The organism is Fodinibius sp. GM108 (assembly GCF_058386985.1).
This window is the reverse complement of the sequence record NZ_JBYEIR010000003.1, coordinates 202966-218708: the sequence shown is the minus strand read 5'-3', so window position 1 is coordinate 218708 and position 15743 is coordinate 202966. Positions and strand designations below refer to the sequence as shown.

Sequence of the window (15743 nt, the reverse complement as noted above, 5' to 3'; positions counted from 1 at the left end):
CCATAAAGAAATTATTGACTCATGAAAGACGGAATCCATCCAGAATACAACGAAATTACTGTTGTCTTGAGTGATGGTACTGAATTTAAAACACGCAGTACCATGAATCCGGATGACGGTACCTATAGAAGCGAAGTCGACTCTAAAAATCACCCGTTCTATACGGGCAATATGAACTTCCAGAAGAAGGCTGGCCGTATTGATCGCTTTAAGAAGCGTTACGGCAAAGACTAGTATCTGGTTTCTTGCTTGCGAATGTAATTCAGGGATGCATTTCAATCCGAGGTGCATCCTTTTTTTATTTTTAACGAGACATTTTGCTATGCAGATTAAAAAATATACGGTTGGACCATTTGCAGAAAATACGTACCTGTTGATTGAAGGAGAGGAGGCGCTGATTGTTGATCCCGGGTTTGCCGAGCAAAAGGAATATGGGGCTGTTAAGTCCAAAATTGAAGAGCAGGGGAAATCACTTGTCGCCATTTTGCTTACCCATGCCCACGTAGACCATGCATTGGGAGTTGACAAGGTGCTGAAGGATTATGACGTGCCGGTTTATCTGAACGACAAGGATCGGTATTTGTGGAATAATTTTGCTTCGCAGGCGGCCATGTTTGGACTTCAGATTGATGGCTTTTCGTTTGAACCGGAAGCATTACCTGTGAACCCTGAATGGCAAATAGGTAATTTTGTTTTTGATATCCGCTATACACCGGGTCATTCCCCCGATCACGTATCACTTTACAGTAAAAAAGATGGTTTGGTAATAGCGGGAGATGCGTTATTTAAAGAAGGGATAGGGCGAACGGATCTGTATAAAGGTGATTTTAATACGTTAGCTCAATCTATTCAAAAGCAGTTATACACCTTGCCGGATGAAACGGTGATCTATCCCGGCCATGGACCAGAGACGACGATAGGGCACGAAAAGCAGGCCAATCCTTTTGTGAAGGTAACTGCTTAGGCACTTGACAAAAACAATAAACATTTCAGACTATCTTCACACTTCGCACTCCCGAATCTTAATTTTCTTTTTCCTTCTCTTCTCGTATTTCCCGCAAACGAGCAATTTGATCATCATAGTGATCTTTTTTATCCGCTTTTAATTTCTTAAGGCGTTCATACGTGCGAATGGCTGCATCTATTTTCCCTTGATTTTCGTGAATTTTGGCAAGCGTTTCCGACACAATATCATCCACATCATCACCTGCAATATCTGCTTTTTTAGGGGCATCATCAGTAGAGTTTTTTGGCGGGTGAATTTGCTTATTTTCAACGGTTGAAAGTTTCTGAATAAGCGAATCCAGGTTTAAAACCGGTCCGTGATCACTAATCGTCTCCGATGATTTTCGCGATGAAGGTTTGCTCGTTTTCGGGGTCCAGGCATCAAACGCTTTGGGATGACTTAAGTAATAATGCAGCTTTTGAAAAAACGGACTTCCAGGAGCAAAAATCCGGGCCTTCAGAGCTTCATCCACAGCTTGATCGTCCATCCCTTCGAGGTGATAAAACCAAGCCAGTAAAAAATGTCCAACTGCATCGGGACCGCGTTTATTCAGCTGCTTCTTAAGCCGCTTTGTAGCTTTGTTAGGATCATTCTCAAAATGTTCGGCATAAGAGGCCAATGAGTCAGGGATGTCAAAAGGTAACTGAGGCATTTAAATAATAATTATTGATTTGTTGATTTGTTGAATTATAGAATTAATTCAACAGTTCGAAAAGTCAGTAAGTCAATAAATTTTATTCTACCAACCGCTTACTGCGTCATTGAACATATTATCAGCAATTTGAACGAGTGCTTGCTGGGCGGCGTTTGTTTCGCCTTCGATCGGATTTTCATTGGTATCGTATGTTTCCGATCCATTGAAAGAGGAACTCCATTCAGCCTCTTCTTTATTGGTGTATTGAAAAGTTGCCCGAACAGTGATCGAGACTTCATTTAAGCTGGTTTGTTCATCGCCGGTCACACTAAATGCCTGATTGGTATAGGTAACAATAGAACCTTCAAGCACAGCATCTGCTCCAGCTCGTGAATTAGCCAGTTGTAGTCTTGTTTGATTAATGAATCGATCAATAAGTACCTGATTTAAGCGGTCACTTAGATCACCGACGCCACTTGATGACTGATCAGCAAAAAAAGGAATGTAAATAGAGTCAACCTCTTCCGGGATTGAAGTGCCGGTAAAGCTGTAATGGAAACAGCCATTCAGGGCCGCACAACAAAACAGTAACAGTAAAAAAGACCAAATTTTATTGCAGGCCATATTGGTCGAGCTTACGATAAAGAGTACGTTCACTGATGCCGAGCGCTTCTGATGCCTTTCGGCGGTTCCCTTCATATTTACGCAGTGCCTGCTCAATTAGAAACTGTTCTGTTTGTTCAATCGAGGGAATATCGTCAGAATTGAAAAAATCTGAAAATGCATCATCTTCCTGCTCTTCAGAGATATCTGCTTCTGCAAACGATTCTACTCCAATATCTTCATCCGCGGCATCGCCAACATCTACATTGATGTCTGACATATCATTTTGTTGAAACTCGTCCTGAATATTTTGAGGGAGCGCCTTAATATTTTTTTGTGAAAATGTAGAATAAAGAAAAGTGCCCAGCATTTTCTTTAAATCGCTGATGTCACTTTGTAATTCTACCAGGGCACGGTAAATTAGCTTTTGATCCTTGTCGCCCATTTCACCATTCGCACCGCTTCTATTCTGTTTATCAGCCAGAACAGGTAGGTTATCGGCAGAGCCAGTGTGCTGACGCCCTTTCAGATACTTTTGCAGCTTTTCTTTATCAATGAACTGTGACTTTTCCAGAACGACCAGCTGCTCGGCGACATTTCGGAGCTCACGCACATTACCAGGCCATCGATATGAGACCAGAAGCTCTTTTGCTTCATCAGAAAAACCTTTAAAAACCGAATCATACTTTGAAGAAAATTCTGTTACAAAACTACGGAATATGGGGATAATATCATCCGGGCGATCGCGTAAAGGGGGGAGCTTTACTTTGACGGTATCCAACCGGTAATAAAGATCTTCACGAAAATCTTCATCTTGTACAAGCTGCCACAGATCTTTATTGGTAGCAGCAATTACACGCACATCCGTCGTACGTGACTTACTGGATCCGACACGGAAGTATTCTCCCGTTTCCAAAACCCGCAGAAGTTTCACCTGGACATTGGCTGGTGTATCTCCGATTTCGTCAAGAAAAATCGTTCCACCATCTGCTTTTTCAAAATAGCCTTCGCGCGATTCATGCGCACCGGTAAAAGCTCCCTTTTCATGGCCAAATAATTCACTTTCAATAATTCCTTCGGGAATAGCACCACAATTGACAATAACCATATCGTTGTGCTTGCGGTGGCTGATCTCGTGTATTGCTTTGGCAACAAGATCTTTCCCGACACCGCTTTCTCCCTGCAAGAGTACGGTGATATCAGTATCGGCTACCTGGATAACTTTATCAATAACCTGCCGTAACGCGGCAGATTCACCGATAAGTCCAAATCTTTCTTGAAATGCTTCACGATCCATATAGAAAGAAACTGGTTTCTAAAACTGGTATTTTAATTTAAGTTTTTACCATCTTAAAGGTAACAAGAACTCTCTTATATCCATAAAGATATTCCTTTTATGCGGTTGGATTAAGAAACAGAACTTCATAAAAAACCATTTCAAGTCTTAACTATTCTATACTTTTTTCTTACCTTATGTCCAATTGAAACAAGTACTTATTAAAACGATTTACCAATATATACTACATGAATTTTAACGACCAGATCCTAAAACGACTGGATTTTTTATATAATGCCGAGAACGTTTCTGAATTAGCTGATCAAATTAAAGATTTAATTAATAGTTATGATTTTGAGATTCAGGATACTCCTAAACAGGGAGGGTCCTGGACGGCCGAGGATATAGTCCTGATTACGTATGGTGACACCATAATTTCGAAAAACGGACAAAAAAATACGCTTAAAATCCTGGAAAGGTTTGTTAATGATAAGCTGGATGATGCTGTTAACACCATTCATATCCTGCCTTTTTTCCCGAGCTCTTCTGACAAGGGTTTTTCAGTAGTCAATTATAAAGAAGTGCGGGAAGGCGTGGGAGATTGGAATGATATCAAGCGATTGTCTGAAGAATATAAGTTGATGGCCGACCTGGTTATCAATCACACTTCCCGATTTAGCGAATGGTTCAAGAATTATCAGATGAATAAAGAGCCGGGTAAAGATTATTTTATCGAAGTAAATCCCGATACGGATGTATCATCGGTAACTCGTCCCCGTAAATCTCCATTACTTTCGACTGTGGAAACCTCTGATGGGATGAAGTATGTATGGACAACCTTCAGCGACGACCAAATTGATCTGGATTTTACCAATCCCGATGTACTCCTGGAGTTCATCGATATCTTCTTGTTTTATCTTTCAAAAGGTATCAGCATTGTCAGACTTGATGCTATCGGATACCTGTGGAAAGAAATCGGTACTACGTCTATACATCTCGATGAAACCCACGAAGTGGTAAAACTCTTTCGGGATATTGTGGACTATATCGATTACGATGCTACAATAATTACTGAAACGAATGTCCCTTTTAAAGAAAATGTCAGTTATTTCGGGGATGGAGATGAAACACACATGATTTATCAATTCAGTCTCCCGCCGCTTTTATTGCACGCTATATTGACAGAAAATGGACAATATTTAACGCAGTGGGCAGCTGACTTGCCAGAGCCCCCTCAAGGATGTACCTATTTCAACTTTACGGCTTCGCATGATGGTATTGGTGTGCGTCCGCTGGAAGGATTGGTACCGGAAAAGGAGTTTGACTATCTGGTAGAGGGTACAAAGCAGCGGGGAGGGTTTGTATCCTACAAAGAAAATCCGGATGGCTCGCAAAGTCCTTACGAGTTGAATATTACTTATTTTGACGCGTTTGAGGTACCGGGGCAGAGTGCTTCTGATCTACAGATTAAACGCTACATGTGTTCGCAAACGATAGCCCTTGTGCTGCAGGGGGTTCCTGGTATCTATTTTCACAATTTTACTGCAACCTCCAACTATCTGGAGGGAGTTGCGGAAACCGGTGAAAAAAGAGTTATCAACAGAAGAGAATGGCTGAAGGAAGAGTTGGATAATTATTTGGCTGATGGCACGACAGTGGGAGGCCGTGTATTAAACGAGTACAAGAATATTCTGAAAGTGAGAAAAGAGCATCCGGCTTTCAGCCCTCATGCATTACAGAATGTATTAAAGTTGGGTAGTGACTTTTTTGCCGTTGAACGCATTAATGAAGAAGAAAAAGAGGCTGTAATATCTATCAGCAATATAACCAGCCAAGTCAAATCAATTTCTTCAAATAAATTGAAGCCGGCTGTCGGTGATGTTGAGGTTTTACCAAACTTGTTAAGTGGGGAAGAACGATCTATTCATCCCGAACTTGAGTTAGAGCCATTTGAAACAGTTTGGCTAAAACGAGAGGCAGTCTAGAATTTGATTGAGATCATTGATAATGAGATCGGGATGATATCGTTTATCCCTTAGATCTTTTTCATCATGTCGGATAGATCGCTTATCTCCGACATAAAGGGCTGTTTTCAATCCCAATGCCTTGGCAGGTTCTACATCCTTGCGGATATCATTACCTATGTACAAAATCTCTTGGGGATTAATATCTTCCTTAACGGCAGCATGCACAAAATATTGATAAAAATGGGGCGAAGGCTTTTTACGCCCCGTTTTGTATGACCATATAAGCAGGTTCTCGTTAAAGCCAAACGTCTGGGGAGAACTTTCCAGAAAAGCTTCAAATGCAATAGGTGTATAAAATTGCGAATTAGAAATGATACCCAGGGTGATATCGTTATCGATCAGTGTTTGTAAGACTTCTTCAAGATCGGGTACCGGCCATATTTTGTTTATACGAAACTCGAACTCAACACCAAAATGTCTGGCTGATTGTTTTGTCAGATTTCCGCTGATGTAGTCTTCTTCAATCAACGTTCGCAAAACGTCAATCCAGACTGAACGAACATCTGGTTCGGGATAATCTATGCCTCTGTTATTGGATTCAGCGATATAGGATTCAACATTCTCATCAAATAGTGAGATACCTTTTTGTCCCGCTTCCTGCTGTAGGATAGTGAATCCGGAGCTTTCCAGTGCTTCATCGAAATGGACCTGGTTGTCTTTTTCTGCTTCATCGATGCCGATGTCGCCAGCACCTGATATGAACATAGTACCATAGAAATCCCAAGCTACGCACCGAATGTTATCGAGTTCCTGTAGCTTTGTGTCATGGCCTACTTTTTGAGGTGAAATAGGCTGTGAGAGCTCACGAATACGTTCGTGCAGTTCGACATCATTCATTGGCATGAAGAGTGCGATTGAATTTCTTCCGGTATTCTTCAATTTCAATCATCGGGGGACGTTCTTCTTCTATAATTTCCAGTTCGGCCTGTTCATATACCTCATCTTTAGCTTGAGTTTGACGTAAGATAGTTTCAAAGTCATTGATCTTCTCAATTATCCCCAGATTTTTAGCTCTATTAATAAAGGTCTGTAGAATACCGAATGCCATTTTTCCCAATGCACGTGTGGGTTTATTTTCATGGATTCGCTGATCGAGATCGGTCTGGGCAAAAGCCTCTAAACCGTACTGCGTGTAGACATCGATCAGGTGAGAAGTTTCAACTCCGTAACCAATCGGGAAGTTGATATTTTCAAGCACTTCTCGTCGGACGGCATATTCACCTGAAAGGGGCTGAATGATACCGGTTAATTCGGGAAAGTAAAGTGAAAAGAGTGGTCGAATAAGAATTTCTGTAACTCGACCGCCGCCTGAGGGACGCACACTGTCTGATACGGCCAGCGGCCGATCGTAAAATGCTTTCACATACTTCACTTCTTCGCGATAAATGAGCGGAGCCACCAATCCATATACAAACCGGGGATGAATGTTACTGATATCGGCATCTACATAAACGATAATGTCACCCTCAAGCTGATAGATCGCTTTCCACAGATTTTCGCCCTTTCCCTTTTTCTTGGGCAGATCAGGCAAAATATCATCAGCCAAATATACATCGGCACCAAAATTGGCCGCTATTTCTCGCGTTTTATCCTCAGATCCTGAGTCGATGACAGCGATCTCATCCAGCAGGGGATAGCGGTCGACGAGCTCTGACTGAAAGATAATAACCTCTTTGCCGATAGTCTTTTCTTCATTCAGTGTAGGGAGACATAGGGATATAGTGAGATCTTTTTTCTCTTTTTGTTCGACTAATTTTTTGAGATCCCAAAATTGGGAGTGATGATAGGTATTTTCGTTGATCCACTTTTTAATCTTCTCCACGATTTATAAGGATAAAATTTACTGATTCGATTCTAGTTACAATAGCTACTGTTTTCTAATTGATTATTAATCTTCATCACAAAAACCTCCGTCTATTGCTAACAGCGTACCTATGATTTGTGCTATGCCTGTATAAATTGGTTTAATTTCTATGCTCTCATTAGATTCATGAACATTATCGCCGTGAGTCAATCCCAGCGTGATGGCCGGTATTTTCCGGTCGATGAACGCCGAAAGTTCTGAAGTACTCGGACCCGGACGGGGCTCGATATTCAGCTGGTCCATAATGCGGCGGGTATGACGTATCAGCGGATGAGAAAAGGGAATACCACCCGGTTCCCGCTGGGCAAAAATATCCAGCGAAATAGTATCGCCACTTCGGGATGATACCTCCGTTACAATCTCTTCCATAGATTGATGTATATCCTGCACCAGTTCCGATGATTCTGATCGAATTTCAAACTGTAGTTTGGCCTTAAGTGCCGTTGTATTAAACGAACTGCCGCCTTCAACAGATCCCATCACAATACTGGTTCGCGGGCGCTGTGGCAGCCGTATTTCGTTGATACGGTTAATGACTTCATTGAGGGTAAGAATGGCACTGGCATCACCAAAGCGAGACCAGTCGTATTCTTCGGGTACTTTACAAGTAATTTCGCCGCGCTTCATACCTATAGATGTATGACTGAGCCGCCCGAGTTTTACGCCTTCAATACCTATACCCGCTTTGATGGGTTGTTCAAAATTCTTGAGAAAAAAGCGAAGCCCCTCCAGGTTACCGCGTCCAAGACTCCGAGTGGCGCCCATAAGGATAAGATTGTGGTTGAGCTCCAAATCCAATTCATCTAAAAATGTGGGAAGGGTGGCCAGGGTTGCAAGTCCCAAACTGTTATCGGCTACACCAGCCCCGGTGACAGTCTGGGGCTGTACCTGTATCGTATGGTCCACTTTAGATCCGAATACAGTATCGGCATGGGCAACAAGCAGAATATAACCGTTACCGCTATCTTCGCCTTCCAGTATGCCGATACCATTGCCTACCTCATCGACGGAATTTTTGGTGATTTCGGCCTCTTTAAAACGGTTCATCAAAAATTCTATCCGTTCATCCTCTTTAAAGGTGGGAGCAGGTATTTCACCGGCCATCACCAGATTAGCCAATAAAATTTCTTTTAACTCTTCTGCCTCTGATTTTATCCCTGAAAGTGAGCTCAGTATATCTTCAAATGATTTCTCCAAAATATCCGAAAATTGTTTTAATAATTTCTCTCTGAATATTATTTAATAAATATCGTGTAACCATCGTTTCAGAAGATTGAAAAAATAGCAATTCTGAATGATTATTACAGGAAACAATAGTAGAATCGCTATTAACAATAGCATTCCTTTTATTTCAAAAAAATAAAAAAAGTCAGTAACCAATTGGTTGTTGACTCGTCAAATATCCTCGGCTTGGGAAAATGTACATTGTTAACATCAATCTCATTTGCCAGCCATAAAATGTTTTTGATAAATATAAATGAAGGATCGAGAACAAGAATTTCAACTTATACAAGATATCCTGGAGGGGGAACAACATCGTTTTCGGGTTCTTGTAGATCGTTATGCTCCGCTGGTTTTTAGTGTGGTAAACAGGTTTGTAGATAATAAAAATGAAAAGGAAGAATTGGCCCAGGAAATATTTGTGAAATCATATGAGAAGCTCTCCTCATTCAATGGGGAAGCCAAATTCTCGACCTGGCTTTATCGTCTGGCAATGAACCACTGCAGAGATTATGCGAAGAATATTCGCAGACAGAACAAAAATTTTAGTGAGCTGGATAATTCGCAGATAGATAAGCAGTTAACGGATTATAATCTGCCTGACCAGCAGATTGAACGTTCACAATGGTTAGGACTGGTAAAACAGGGTTTAAGTAGTATAACTCCCAAGTACGCTGAAGCATTTTCACTGAAATATGAACAAAATATGACTTACAAAGCGATGGCTAAACAATTGGATGCATCAGTGAGTGCTCTCAAGGTGCGGGTTTATCGCGCCAAGAAAGAACTTAAGAACTTTATTGATCAACACGGCTGACTGTTATGAATAGAGATAAACTTTTACGCAAATATCTGGACGGAGAACTTTCTCCGGAAGAGGAGCGTCGGGCATTACATACTATTGCCGATGATGCTGATATGAGAGAAATGCTTCGATTTGAACAAAAATTATCAGCTGAATTTTCAGTTCCGCAGCGATCAGAAGAGTTTTTAGAGGTTCCCGATGATTTTGCGGATAAGGTAATGCATCGGATCGAAAAAAAGGAATCTGTCACCGAAGAACCTGCGATATCAGGAAAAATACGCCAGTGGTTTGGGCAGCTGTTCCGTCCGCAGCAGATTGTATGGCGGCCGGCTTATGGTCTGGTTGTGGTATTGCTGGTTGTGTTTTCACTCGGATATCCACTTTTCATATTGGATACGAATAATTTAGAAATACCTGAAGGATCTGCTACTTCGTCTGTCGGTCAATCTGTCCAGCAGGTTTCAACCGGTGCAGAAGAGGTGATGCTTCGGTTTGTTTATTTTGATGATAATGCAAATTCAGTCTCCGTTGCCGGAGATTTTAGCGATTGGGAACCGATTGAACTATCAAAACAGATTGTAAATGGCGAAGAAGTGTGGACAGGCTTAGTCTCCATGAGCCGGGGCGAACACAATTATATGTTCGTTAAAAACGGCAGTGAGTGGGTAACTGATCCTTTAGCTCCTATACACCGTGATGATGGTTTCGGTAACAAAAATGCAGTTGTGTATTTATGAGAAACATATTACTTGCTATGATCTTGCTAATTTCTATACCATCAGTAGGCCATTCCCAGTGGCAACATATCATTTCTCTGGATTCTCGTGTGGGATATTCCACCAATAGCTACTTAAATCCGTTTTTATCAGAGTTTAATACAAATACCGAATCTACATACAACTTGACCACTGTAATTAGCCAGTCATATTGGTATAAAAATAACTCATCATTGTCACTTACCGGCGGACTTTTTGTCGAACCGGTGTTTGAGCAGCAAAACAACTGGAAAGGAGGACTGGGACTGGTTAATTATAATTACCGTTTTGCCGATGATTGGAGCATAGGAGTCGATGCCGGAGGAAGTTACCTGACAGGCTCATACAACCGTTCACTTGCATGGGTGCAGCCCAAAATTACCTGGTTTATATCACCCTTTACACTCACACGTGTAAAAGCCGGATCGATGTTCAGAAATTATCAAAATTATACTGATGAAGAATCCGGCACATTTCGATATGACATGTATGGAATCGAATTCGAAACATGGCCAGGCTATCGATGGCAAATAAAAGCCAGCTTGTATGGATCACTTGATACTGTACCAGATATACGAGAGGGTTTTAATACAAACATTGGTGCAGAATATCATTTCCGGAATGGTGCCTCTGTTGGACTTGATGTAGGACTGGATCAGTATCAGACAGAGATTGTGCAGGATGGAGGGGGCGGTCCGCCTGTAGGTTTTCCACCCGACCGGCAGGAAACTTCTACAATTGAGAATACAGATCGTCTTTATCGGCTAAAGGCTGAAGGTTCATATCCCATCAATAACCGGTTCTCAGTCTTTGCAGCTACTAAAATTATGGGTTTCCAGTCTGAATCTGCAGATACAAAAGTTAATGATTATGAAGTATCTGGTGGCGTGCGTTTCAGCTTTGAGCCTAAATTCCGTAAGAGTCAAGGAACGATAACTCCGGATTGGAAGATGAGCAATGACAAACAAGAACTTGAAATTAATTATTCAGGTGAAGGTAGGCTGTATTTGGTCGGAGATTTTAACAATTGGAGTAAAGCTGAAATTCCTCTTCGCAAACAATCTGGCAACAATTATGTAGCAGAATTGAATTTAGCGCCTGGTGCTTATGAATATAAAGTTCTGTTGGTACAGGGAGCATCGGAGGAGTGGCTATCTTTTTCAGGTGACACCTATACTGTAGATGATGGATTTGGAAGTGAAAATGCGATGATATTAGTAGAATAAAACAGAGAAAAGTCATGAAAACACTTAACAAAATATTGGTTAGTCTAATTGCCGGTGTGGTGTTGTATTTTGGAGCCGGATATAATTTGTATGCCCAGCAGAATGACACTTCTGAGCTTTTGAAGCAGGCAAGGGATATAGGAATTGAAGAACAAACATTAGCTGAGTTACAAGATCGTGCCCAACAGCAGAAGATTAGTGATCAGCAGTTACAAACAATTGTGAATACGGCGATTTCAATGTCAAAAGAAAACTTGCCGTCTGATATTGCTATGAAAAAGGCATTAGAGGGGTTGTCAAAGGGTATCCCAGGTGAACGTATTGGGGCAGTTCTCGGGCAGCTTCATCAGAGTGTGCGAACGTCAGCAGAGGTCGTGGATCCCTGGATAAAAAAGCCGGAAGTACAACAGATGATAGGACGGTCGGATCAAAGCATGTCAGCCGATCAGTTTCGTAATGAACTTACAAAAGCCGCTTCTAAATCAGTAATGCAGAATAATTCTGCGGAGTCGGTAACTGGGATTCTTTCTCAAATTGAAAATGAGTCGGTGCTTTCCAGTGCCAGCTCACCGGATATTGTTGCAGCAGTGGGGATCTTACCGGACTTGCCTTCCACAGTAAAACGTCCAGGGGATTCTGAAGCTTTTATTGTGAGAGCTCTAAAAAGTGGTTTTCATGCCAATGACTTACAGAAGTTGCCTTCGGCTATAGAGATGGCACAACAACGGAGCGAACTACCTTCTGCTTCGGTAATAGAGGGGATCTCGAAGCAGATGCAAGGCGGAATTCCTGCCAAAGAAATTCTCCAAAACTTGTTTAATGGAAATATAGGTGGAGGACCGCCCGGTAACATCCCCAAAGGGTTGGAAAACAAGGGAGATCGCGGTAATTCAAATGGAAATAATTAGCAGTCATATTTAATTCTTGCCTTTTAATTTTTTTTAGACAAAGACCAAAGAGAGATAAAATCACATTTCATTAAAAGACAGAAGCGATCAGCCGTCAGCTTTTAGTTAGAGAGCTTTACCATACCACCCATGTCATGCTAAACCTTTAGTCCTGAACTTGAAGCAATCGGCCTTTAGAAGCTTTGGATAATCCCAAAAATAAATTCAGGATAACACCCGGTATTACAAAGCCCTTAGTTAGTATGCCTTCCTGCTGATAGCTTTCTGAACCTAATATCTGATTATCCCATCTGATCCGTGTAAATCAAAAGATTTGTAACCCCTCCAGATTTCACTCGTCATATGAACAGAAGCTTGAGAAGCTAATTTCTGAATAACAACTAAAAAGATAAATCTATGTTAGACAAAAAAATACAAATTATCCCATTTGCATTGATTATTTCATTGGCTATGATCGCAATTGGTTGTGGCACAGGTACGGACGGAGGTACCGGTACGATGACCGTTGAAATGACAGATGCTCCGATTGATTCTGCGGATGCCGTAAACGTATACATTGAGCGTGTAGAAGTAGAATCGCAGGACGGTTCGGGCTGGGTAGTGCTAAATGAACCCCAGCAAAGTTACAACCTGCTTGAACTTGTCAATGGGGCTACCGAAGTAATTGGCAGCAGTGAACTTGAAGAGGGTACTTACAATCAAATCCGATTAATTCTGAGTCAGGCTGGACACAGTGTTGTTGTTGATGGTGAGGAATATGATATGAAAGTGCCCAGTGGTGCAGAAACTGGTGTTAAACTAAATGTTAATGCAGAAATAGAAGATGGAATCGAGTATGTTCTGTTGCTAGATTTCGATGCCAGTCGTTCTGTAGTTAAAGCCGGACAGAGTGGAATGTACTTGCTCAAACCGGTTATTAAGGCATCTGAAAAAGCTATTACAGGCAGTATTGCTGGCACAATAGATCCCGCTGAGGCAGAATCAGTTGTCTATGCACTGGCAGATTCTGATACCTTGACTTCCACTATTGCAGACACTTCAAGCGGCGAGTTTCGCCTGATCGGACTAGAAGAAGGTAATTACGATGTCTCAATAGATCCCAGAAATGAGAGTTATGAATCTACGACTGTTGACGAAGTATCAGTCACGGTCGGAGAGACAAATAATATTGGTACGGTAGACCTTTCTTCCAATTAATTTACCAATAATTGCTCTTCTAAAACGGCTCGTACTCGTTCCGGGTGCGGGCTTTTATTTTTTATACAGCTATAAGTTTGTTCCAGTTGCCAGTGTATTTTGTCGCCAATTTAAGTTTTGCCCAAAATGGGTGATAAGATATTGTAACACTCTTTGATCTGGCTCGTCATATTTATCGTAACTTTCTGATCCAGCAAATTTTATCAATGAATATAGACGGCGAGCTTTCCAACCCATAAAATTCTTCATTCAGAAATTACACAGACTATGAACAGTTCAACAAGAAGTAGAAATGTACTTATTGTCGAAGATGACATCATCATCTCTATGGTTTTGGAACGCATGGTTATGAAGCTTGGTCATGAAGTGGTAAAAAAAGAAATCTCTGGTCAAAGGGCGATCGATTCTGTGTTACAATTTGATCCCGACCTTGTCTTAATGGATATTCAGCTCGATGGTGACATCGATGGCATTTCTGCTATGCAGGAAATCCGTGAAAAGTCTGATGTACCCGTTATCTATATTACTGGTAATTCTGATCAGTACAATCTTGACAGGGCTAAAAAAACGAACTTTGTCGACTATTTAGTGAAACCAATTCAGATGGGACATCTAAAAAAATCGATAAATAAAGTCTTTTCTAAGCAGCCTGTCGAATAACGATAACTCCGCAAAGAACGCCTAGATGTGAAGGATTGTACTTCAGGCAAAGGAAGTCGAAATACTACTTATAATTCTTTCAAAAGTTCCTACGCAGAGCGTAGTAACAGTAAAAGAAACTCCTGATTAAGCAGCTACAGTTATGCAGCTACAGTTTCTTGTTCAAACTCCCGAATACTGCTCTTTTTAATAACATCACCCATCAGAGTGGCAGATGTGCAGTCGGTGATAGTAACCTCTACATAGTCTCCTTTGCTGATGTCATCTTCACGATCAAAGACGACCATTTTGTTAGTATCAGTTCGGCCACAAAGCTGTTCCTCAGAACGCTTGCTGGTACCTTCTACCAATACCAAGTGGCGCCGACCAATCTCTTTTTTATTGAGCTCTTCCTGAATACTCATCTGCTGCTCAATAATTTCAGATAATCTTTTTTTCTTGACCTCTTCGGGGACATCATCTTCATATTTTCGCTGAGCCAGCGTACGCCCGCGTTCAGAATAGGCAAACATATACGCCAGATCATACTTCACTTCCGCCATCAGTGACATCGTATCCTGATGTTCTTCTTCGGTCTCACCACAGAATCCGGTGATAATATCAGTTGATAGCGTAACGCCGGGGATAATATCTCGCATCTTTTCCACGAGATCCAGGTATTGCTCCCGCGTGTATGGACGACGCATACGCTCCAGCACGTCATTATTGCCCGACTGTGCCGGAATATGAATATAGTTGCAGAGATTTGGCTGTTCGGCAATTACTTTAAGCAGTTCTTCAGGAAAATCTTTGGGATGGGGGGAAGAGAAACGGATTCGCATTTCCGGATTAACCTGACTGGCTTTGTACATTAAATCAGCAAATGAATTATCCCCATCGTCATAGGAGTTTACATTTTGTCCCAGCAGTGTCACTTCTTTATAGCCCTGATCACTGAGCTGTTGTAATTCTTCAATAATACTTTCAGCATCGCGGCTTCGTTCACGTCCGCGGGTAAATGGCACCACACAAAAAGCACACATATTATCGCAGCCCCGCATGATCGTTACAAAAGCACTAACTCCGTTATCATCCCGGCGCACCGGTTTGATATCCGCGTATGTTTCTTCGAGCGAAAGCAGCGTGTTCACTGCTTTTCTGCCATCATCAACATCAGCCAATAACTTAGGCAGATCGCGATAGGCATCAGGACCAACAACAAGATCGACCAGCTCTTCTTTTTCCATTATCTGTTCACGGATACGTTCCGCCATACAGCCGAGCACGCCGACTGTCATGCCACCATCCCGCTTTCTTTTCATTGCTTTAAACTCTTTCAGGCGATTCCATACGCGTTCTTCGGCATTTTCGCGAATAGAGCAGGTGTTGATAAAAATGACTTCGGCATTTTTAGGCTCATCCACCGGCTTCATGCCTTCATTCATCAGGATGGAATTGACAATCTCGGTGTCAGAGACGTTCATCTGACAGCCGTATGTCTCAATATAAAAGTTGCGTTGATCCACTGTTGATAAGTGCTTTTTTTGCTATTGTTTAGATCGCTAAATATAAGAATAGATTG

Annotated in this window: 16 protein-coding genes; 9 read left to right on the top strand and 7 right to left on the bottom strand. The window is 41.7% G+C overall.

The features are described from left to right. Positions 1-21: 21 nt before the first annotated feature. Both rpmE and ACT3ID_RS06880 read left to right on the top strand, forming a co-directional pair. Positions 22-234: a 50S ribosomal protein L31 gene (gene rpmE / locus ACT3ID_RS06885; protein ID WP_491541266.1), complete on the top strand. Its 213-nt coding sequence runs from the start codon at positions 22-24 to the stop codon at positions 232-234. An 88-nt stretch (positions 235-322) separates the two neighbouring features. Beyond that, the gene (locus ACT3ID_RS06880; protein WP_491541265.1) at positions 323-964 is read left to right on the top strand and encodes an MBL fold metallo-hydrolase; all 642 of its coding nucleotides are present in this window, start codon (positions 323-325) and stop codon (positions 962-964) included. A 58-nt stretch (positions 965-1022) separates the two neighbouring features. Here ACT3ID_RS06880 and ACT3ID_RS06875 read toward each other — a convergent pair whose 3' ends face one another. The 3 genes from ACT3ID_RS06875 to ACT3ID_RS06865 form a co-directional block, all read right to left on the bottom strand. After that, positions 1023-1658 (bottom strand): hypothetical protein, encoded by a 636-nt coding sequence (locus tag ACT3ID_RS06875; protein WP_491541264.1) that lies wholly within the window; start codon positions 1656-1658, stop codon positions 1023-1025. Between the two features lie 87 nt (positions 1659-1745). Continuing rightward, positions 1746-2264, bottom strand: a complete 519-nt coding sequence (gene lptE, locus ACT3ID_RS06870) for an LPS assembly lipoprotein LptE (protein WP_491541263.1) — start codon at positions 2262-2264, stop codon at positions 1746-1748. Beyond that, positions 2251-3540 (bottom strand): sigma-54 interaction domain-containing protein, encoded by a 1290-nt coding sequence (locus ACT3ID_RS06865; RefSeq protein ID WP_491541262.1) that lies wholly within the window; start codon positions 3538-3540, stop codon positions 2251-2253. Before ACT3ID_RS06865 ends, lptE begins: the two co-directional genes overlap by 14 nt. A gap of 227 nt (positions 3541-3767) precedes the next feature. Between ACT3ID_RS06865 and ACT3ID_RS06860 the strand changes: the two genes are divergently transcribed. Then, positions 3768-5504, top strand: coding sequence for a sugar phosphorylase (locus ACT3ID_RS06860; protein WP_491541261.1), 1737 nt, complete (start codon positions 3768-3770; stop codon positions 5502-5504). Here the strand turns inward: ACT3ID_RS06860 and ACT3ID_RS06855 are convergent. The 3 genes from ACT3ID_RS06855 to ACT3ID_RS06845 all read right to left on the bottom strand — a co-directional run bounded on the left by ACT3ID_RS06855 (position 5484) and on the right by ACT3ID_RS06845 (position 8607). After that, positions 5484-6383 carry an HAD family hydrolase gene (locus ACT3ID_RS06855; RefSeq protein WP_491541260.1) on the bottom strand — a complete coding sequence of 300 codons (900 nt, stop codon included), beginning with the start codon at positions 6381-6383 and terminating at the stop codon, positions 5484-5486. The genes ACT3ID_RS06860 and ACT3ID_RS06855 overlap by 21 nt on opposite strands. Then, positions 6376-7371 carry a glucosyl-3-phosphoglycerate synthase gene (locus ACT3ID_RS06850; RefSeq protein WP_491541477.1) on the bottom strand — a complete coding sequence of 332 codons (996 nt, stop codon included), beginning with the start codon at positions 7369-7371 and terminating at the stop codon, positions 6376-6378. Before ACT3ID_RS06850 ends, ACT3ID_RS06855 begins: the two co-directional genes overlap by 8 nt. A 63-nt stretch (positions 7372-7434) precedes the next feature. Beyond that, positions 7435-8607, bottom strand: coding sequence for a M20/M25/M40 family metallo-hydrolase (locus ACT3ID_RS06845; RefSeq protein ID WP_491541259.1), 1173 nt, complete (start codon positions 8605-8607; stop codon positions 7435-7437). Positions 8608-8887: 280 nt separating this feature from the next. Here ACT3ID_RS06845 and ACT3ID_RS06840 point away from each other — a divergent pair, with 280 nt between their 5' ends. The 6 genes from ACT3ID_RS06840 to ACT3ID_RS06815 all read left to right on the top strand — a co-directional run bounded on the left by ACT3ID_RS06840 (position 8888) and on the right by ACT3ID_RS06815 (position 14182). Continuing rightward, complete coding sequence (locus ACT3ID_RS06840) at positions 8888-9448, top strand: RNA polymerase sigma factor (protein WP_491541258.1); 561 nt, start codon at positions 8888-8890, stop codon at positions 9446-9448. A gap of 5 nt (positions 9449-9453) precedes the next feature. Next, positions 9454-10173: a hypothetical protein gene (locus tag ACT3ID_RS06835; protein ID WP_491541257.1), complete on the top strand. Its 720-nt coding sequence runs from the start codon at positions 9454-9456 to the stop codon at positions 10171-10173. Further along, positions 10170-11417 carry a glycogen-binding domain-containing protein gene (locus ACT3ID_RS06830; RefSeq protein WP_491541256.1) on the top strand — a complete coding sequence of 416 codons (1248 nt, stop codon included), beginning with the start codon at positions 10170-10172 and terminating at the stop codon, positions 11415-11417. The genes ACT3ID_RS06835 and ACT3ID_RS06830 overlap by 4 nt, the downstream gene beginning before the upstream one ends. 14 nt (positions 11418-11431) lie before the next feature. Then, a complete protein-coding gene (locus ACT3ID_RS06825; protein WP_491541255.1) occupies positions 11432-12325 on the top strand; it encodes a hypothetical protein in 894 nt (297 codons plus the stop codon). A 396-nt stretch (positions 12326-12721) separates the two neighbouring features. Next, on the top strand, positions 12722-13522 hold the full coding sequence (locus tag ACT3ID_RS06820; protein WP_491541254.1) for a DUF4382 domain-containing protein: 801 nt from the start codon (positions 12722-12724) through the stop codon (positions 13520-13522). A gap of 267 nt (positions 13523-13789) precedes the next feature. Continuing rightward, entirely contained in the window at positions 13790-14182 is a 393-nt protein-coding gene (locus tag ACT3ID_RS06815; RefSeq protein ID WP_491541253.1) for a response regulator, read from the top strand. 140 nt (positions 14183-14322) lie between these two features. On the opposite strand, the gene miaB is transcribed toward ACT3ID_RS06815, so the two are convergent. After that, positions 14323-15687 carry a tRNA (N6-isopentenyl adenosine(37)-C2)-methylthiotransferase MiaB gene (miaB, locus tag ACT3ID_RS06810; protein ID WP_491541252.1) on the bottom strand — a complete coding sequence of 455 codons (1365 nt, stop codon included), beginning with the start codon at positions 15685-15687 and terminating at the stop codon, positions 14323-14325. Positions 15688-15743 lie beyond the last annotated feature (56 nt).